4 protein-coding genes are annotated in these 6,150 nt (G+C 39.2%); 1 reads left to right on the top strand and 3 read right to left on the bottom strand.

The features are described from left to right. Nucleotides 1–433: 433 nt before the first annotated feature. The 3 genes from IJS99_00490 to IJS99_00480 all read right to left on the bottom strand — a co-directional run bounded on the left by IJS99_00490 (nucleotide 434) and on the right by IJS99_00480 (nucleotide 3,465). Nucleotides 434–1,285, bottom strand: a complete 852-nt coding sequence (locus IJS99_00490) for an EamA family transporter (GenBank protein ID MBQ7560298.1) — start codon at nucleotides 1,283–1,285, stop codon at nucleotides 434–436. A gap of 3 nt (nucleotides 1,286–1,288) precedes the next feature. Then, nucleotides 1,289–1,912, bottom strand: coding sequence for a phosphoribosylanthranilate isomerase (locus IJS99_00485; protein ID MBQ7560297.1), 624 nt, complete (start codon nucleotides 1,910–1,912; stop codon nucleotides 1,289–1,291). An 80-nt stretch (nucleotides 1,913–1,992) separates the two neighbouring features. Then, on the bottom strand, nucleotides 1,993–3,465 hold the full coding sequence (locus tag IJS99_00480) for a Na+/H+ antiporter NhaC family protein (GenBank protein ID MBQ7560296.1): 1,473 nt from the start codon (nucleotides 3,463–3,465) through the stop codon (nucleotides 1,993–1,995). 166 nt (nucleotides 3,466–3,631) lie between these two features. Between IJS99_00480 and IJS99_00475 the strand changes: the two genes are divergently transcribed. After that, nucleotides 3,632–6,127 carry a leucine--tRNA ligase gene (locus IJS99_00475; protein MBQ7560295.1) on the top strand — a complete coding sequence of 832 codons (2,496 nt, stop codon included), beginning with the start codon at nucleotides 3,632–3,634 and terminating at the stop codon, nucleotides 6,125–6,127. Nucleotides 6,128–6,150: the final 23 nt, after the last annotated feature.

Raw genomic sequence — 6,150 nt, 5'->3', positions numbered from 1 at the left:
TACTATTATATAATTATTCACGAAATTATAAGCCTATTATATAATCACTCGGCATTTACTAAAATTTTCTCCTTTCACGCAAAACTTTTACGGCCTCACTTATTCGCAAAAATTTTTATTCCCCGCAAATATCTCATGAATTAAATTTTTTACTGCCTGCTATATCAAGCATACCCCGTAAATAATAAAATTTTATCGCATATATATAATAACAATTCCGGGCAAATTCGCAGCTTACTATATATAAAGCAATAATAAAATTTTATCGCAAATTCACTATATATAATAAATAACGCGAAAACAATTCCGGGCAAATTCGCAGCTCACTATACATAGAGCAATAAATATTTATCGCAAATTCACTATATATAATAAATAACGCGAAAACGACTCCGGGTAAATTCGCAGCTCACTATATAAAGCAATAAAATATTTATCGCAGTCTCACTATTATAATAATAGACGCAAGAACTAATAAAATCCCCGCTATATTTGCAAGTCCTATTACTTCATTATATATAATTAGTCCCGTTATAACTGCTGTAACCGGCTCAATCGAGGCTATAACAGGCGCGCGGCTGACATCTCGAATCTTACTCAATCCTGCATAATAAAGCACGTATGCAAGCGAAGTCGGTATTAATCCATAAAGAAATCCCAGAGTCAAAATTTTTGAATTAATTATTATTTCAGGCCGGGCAAATATAAATAAAAATATCATCGCAAATAAATAACTATACGCGCTAATAATCATTGAGTCAGTCTTATCACTTGCCAGCTTGCCTATAACAGCTACCATCCCATAGCCGAATCCCGAATAAAGCCCCGCTAAAATTCCCAGCAAAGAAATATTATTACTGCCCGAAAAATTGCCCCCTGTTACTGTCAAGATACAGCCGAGAATATTTAAAGCCAGCGCAAAAATTTTCATGCCCGAAAATCCCTCGTGAAATAATATTCTGCAAGCTATGGCCGTAAAGACAGGTGCGCTATACATGAGAACCGACGCAGTTCCTACACCGTTTAATTTTATAGAGAGACTATAGCAGATATTAAACATTCCCTGACAGATTAGGCCAAGCAGCGCACATAAAAATAAAGTTCTCTTGTCAAGAATAAAAATTTTCCAGCCGTGTTTTATTGCCGAGATTGTGAACATTATAATAAACGCGAACGACATACGCAGAAAACTTATAAATTCCACGTCAAGACCCAGCGCGCTTAACTCGTTTACAAATATTCCGATTATGCCCCAGAGAATTCCAGCTAGAAAAATATATATCATGATTTAGCGTTTCTTGCCCTGATTGAATTCTCTTACTGCCTGAATGAATTTCATGACCTTGCGATAATCTTTTATCTTGTTTGACTCAAGGCCTGAGCTCGCATTTACTCCGAACGGACTCGACGAGACCTGCAAAGCTGACACTATATTATCAGGAGTCAATCCGCCTGAAAGAAAATAATTTCTCCTGACAGCTCCTAATAATGACCAGTCAAAAGTTTTGCCGGCTCCTGCGCTCCCTCCGTCAAGCATTACAAAATCTGCTGTTGAATACATTGCCCGGTCTGCATCTATAGGCTGAGAAATTTTTATAACTTTTATAATCGGACATCGTATATATTCCCGTAATGCTGCAAGATATTCGGCTGTCTCGTCGCCGTGTAACTGCACCATGTCAAGCCCCGCGATTTCTACTGCCATTGCTATGCTTTCAAGTGATGAATTAGAGAATACTCCGACTGATTTTATACCGCGCTTTAATTTTGAGCGTAAACTCCCGGCGTATTGAGGCGAGATAAAATGCCTGCTGCGAGTCTCAAATACAAATCCTACATAATCCGGCATTAGTTCGTTCATTATTCCTATTTCGATTTCACGGGTGATCCCGCAAATTTTTACTTTTGTCATGATATAAGCTCCGTCATTATAATAAAATAAAAGCAGAGCCGTTACAGCCCTGCTGAAATTATATCAGGTTAATTCAAGATTTATTGCTTTGCTAATGATACTTGATTTCTTAGCTGGACTTCAGGCTCAGAGGGCAGACCAAATAACGGTATAAATCTATCAAGCCCCGTTAAAGTCAATAATAACATTGAGAGTACTGCAATCCACGCTAAATAATTATGCAGAATAACATCTATAATAGTTATAGTTGCCATCGGGTAAACTGCTTCAACTATTCCCGCAAAGAAAACTAAATATACATGCCACGGAATTAACTGCGAGCCAAATACTCCCATAGCGTCGGCAAATGTTGCATTCCTCAAAGCTAATTTATACATGGCTTTGTCATCGCCTACTACGTTATTTTCCGTTAAATTTTTGATTATAGGGCTGATTGTAACGATTTGTGCCATTTCGTCGCAAAGTGCAACATTTCCTAATAAACATAATAACCCGTTAGCAAACATTAATTGCTTGACACTGCGGACACATTTCATAACTATTTTTGCTATAGCGTCAAAAGCGTCCATTTTTGCCATTACTCCGCCGAACGCCCCGATCCATAACATCATGACTATAACCCAGCTTCCGGCCTCTGCAAAACTTGACTGCACTAAATCAAGAAATTTCATAAAATCTGTAACTGTTCCCGCAATATAGCCGCAAATTAATGAGCCTAGAATACCAGCACCGAGACAAACAAGTGTATTAACTCCCATTGCTGCGAGAATTAACACGCATATTAACGGAATTACCATATAATAAGGCACTCCGGCGCGGACTTGATTCAAGAGTGTAACAGCTGATTCCCGTTTTTCTTTGAGTGCGTCCCAGACTGAGGCGGGAATTTGTGCGATTGCGTCGTTTGCATTGCCTACAGTGTCAGGAAGTCCCATATTTACAGCTGCGAAATAAAATGCTGCTGCTCCGGCGATTAAGCATAAGGCCGACCATACGCCTTGATGTCTGACTCTGTCAACTATTGCTACTCCCTGAAGATTCGAGCTCACAACTGTAGTATCTGAAATCAAGCCTATATTATCGCCAAAACATGAACCGCCCGCAATTGCCGAAATTGTTAATACAGCACTGCCTCCGACTATGTGATTAAGCCATAAGAAAATAGGAGCACAAGCCGCAAATGTCCCCCATGATGTTCCTGTTGCTATTGATAAAATTGCTGTAACTAGTAATGCAGTCATCGCTACAAGTTTTGCAGTTAATCCGAGCGATAAGGCCATATTAATTACTGAAGCAGCGACTCCAGTTTCCATAAAGCACGTAGCTACAGCATATGCCATCTGGAGAATCAAGAATACTATTAAAATATGCTTTAAATTTTCGATTGCAGAGTCCATTAAGTCATTAAATTTTATCTTGCCTATAAACATTCCGACTAGAATCGCATATATTAACGCAAGAGGTGCAGCTATTAACATATCGAGGCCGAAACCTATTTTTGAAGCGAGTATGCCTAAGAGAATTACAGGACTCAATTTTATTAACGCTATCATGATTGAATTAATCACTCCTGAAAAAATAAAATTTATTAAATATTTTAGCAGATTCTATCAGGAAAATTTATTAATGAACGATTCAGAATAAAAAAATTTCACCTGTTGTATAATTGCGCTTAATACAAAATTTTTATATTTATTATATGGAGGTATAAATTTATTAATGCCCTACGATTTTGCGAATATCGAATCAAAATGGCAGTCAAAATGGAACGAGTCAAAATGCTTTGAGTCTCACACTGACCCGTCAAGAGAAAAATTTTTCTGTCTTGAAATGTTCCCTTATCCCAGCGGCGCTCTTCACATGGGACATATACGCAATTACTCGATCGGTGATGTTCTCGCGCGATTTTTACGGAAAAATAATAAAAATGTTTTGTACACTATAGGCTTTGACTCTTTTGGAATGCCCGCAGAAAATGCAGCCCTGAAATATAAAACTAAGCCGCATGACTGGACTCTCTCAAATATTGCCTACATGACTGAACAGTTAAAGCGAATGGGTTACAGCTATGACTGGAGAAGAGAAGCTATTACTTGTCTGCCCGATTATTACAAATGGAATCAGTGGATTTTCCTGCAAATGTACAAAAAAGGTATTGTCTATCAGAAAGAAGCTCCGGTTAACTGGTGCGAGACCTGCGGGACTGTCTTAGCAAATGAACAAGTTGTTGAAGGCGGCTGCTGGCGATGCAAGACTCCAGTTACTAAGAAAAATTTAAAACAGTGGTTCATAAAGATTACTGATTACGCGCAGGAATTACTTGACGACATTGACAAAAAATTAGATCCCGGCTGGCCTAAAAGAGTGCGAATCATGCAAACAAACTGGATCGGACGTTCAGAAGGTGCGAGACTTTCATTTGAGATTCCAGAATTAAATTATAATCTTGAGGCTTTCACGACTCGATTTGATACGATCTATGGAGTTACATTTATTGCACTTGCTCCTGAGCATGAACTTGTCAAAAAAATTCAGGCCGCTATGACTCCCGACGAAGCAAATAAACTCGCTGAATTTGTTAAACTCGTAAGCTCGCAGACTTCAATAGAGAGATCCGACGCAGGAGCAGAAAAATTAGGCTTTAAGACTCCATTTTACGGATTGAATCCAGTAACAGGCAAAAAGATTCCCATTTGGATAGCGAATTATATTTTAATTGATTATGGAACAGGCGCAATTATGGGAGTTCCTGCTCATGATCAGCGCGATTTTGATTTTTGCCGTAAATATAATATTCCAGTAATTCCTGTAATAAATCCTGTTGACGGGACAATTTTAGACGGCGAGAAAATGACTCATGCGTTTGAAGATGACGGAATCGCCTGTAATTCAGGAAAATTTGACGGACTCAAAACTCAAGACGCAATTAAACAAATGATCGACTGGGGAGTCAGTGAAGGAATCTGCAAACGTGAAGTAAATTTCAAGCTCCGTGACTGGCTTATATCCCGCCAGCGTTACTGGGGGACTCCGATTCCGTTCGTTTATTGCGATAAATGCGGAGTCGTTCCTGTTCCTGAGAAAGATTTGCCCGTCAAGCTGCCTGAAGATGTAGAAGTTAAAGAGGTCGGACATTCCCCGTTATTAGATTTGCCCGAATTCTTGAATACAACTTGTCCGAATTGCGGAGGGCCTGCACGCCGTGAAGCTGATACTATGGATACATTTTTTTGCTCTTCATGGTACTTTGATAGATACTGTTCGCCCGGAAATAAAGATTTGCCGTTCGATAAAAACGATGTAGATTACTGGATGCCCGTAGATCAATATATAGGCGGAATTGAACACGCTTGTTTACATTTGATTTATGCGAGATTCTTTGCGAAATTCTTGACTGATATAGGCTTGACTCAATATCGCGAGCCTTTTACGAGATTATTGACTCAAGGAATGGTAATTAAAGACGGCGCAAAAATGTCAAAATCTCTAGGCAACACTGTAGACCCTACAGAAATTGTGAAGAAATACGGAGCTGATACAGTCAGATTATTTATATTATTTGCAGCTCCCCCGAATAATGATTTAGAGTGGTCAGACAGGAGCGTTGAAGGCTCGCACAGATTCCTGAATCGTATATGGCGTTATGTTGAAGAAAATTTACAGGCTTTGAAATCAGCAGGCGGCAAAATTATTTACATGGACGCTATAAAGGACTCGAAATTACGCGATCTCAAGCGCAAAATACACACGGCGATTCGGGACGTTACGAATGATATTTATATCGAGAAGCAATTTAATACGGCGATTGCTAGATTAATGGAGCTCACAAACGCAATAACTTCATTGAATGACTCGAGTCCTGAGGGCTGGGAAGTCAAGCGCGAGGCCGTTAATGTATTGCTGAATTGTTTATCCCCGTTTTGTCCGCATATCACTGAAGAATTATGGGCAATGCTCGGAAATGAAAAAATGTTGTGTCTTGAGTCATGGCCTGAAGCTGACGAGAAATCTTTAATACAAGACAGTGTTACTATAGTCGCGCAGATTAACGGGAAGATTCGCGGAAAATTTAATAGACCGGCGGGACTCTCTCGTGAAGATCTCGAAAAAAGTATCATGAGCGAACCGGCATTAATCGAGAAATTATCAGGCAAGGAAATTATAAAGGTTGTCGCAGTCCCTGATAAGCTCGTTAATATCGTCGTGAAGGGATAATATATTGACTCATCTCTGACTTT

The sequence above is a fragment of the Synergistaceae bacterium genome, from assembly GCA_017444345.1.
In the GTDB taxonomy this organism is placed as follows: Bacteria; Synergistota; Synergistia; order Synergistales; family Aminobacteriaceae; genus JAFUXM01.
Note: the sequence above shows the minus strand (reverse complement) of the source record. Positions and strands in the feature narration are given on the sequence as shown.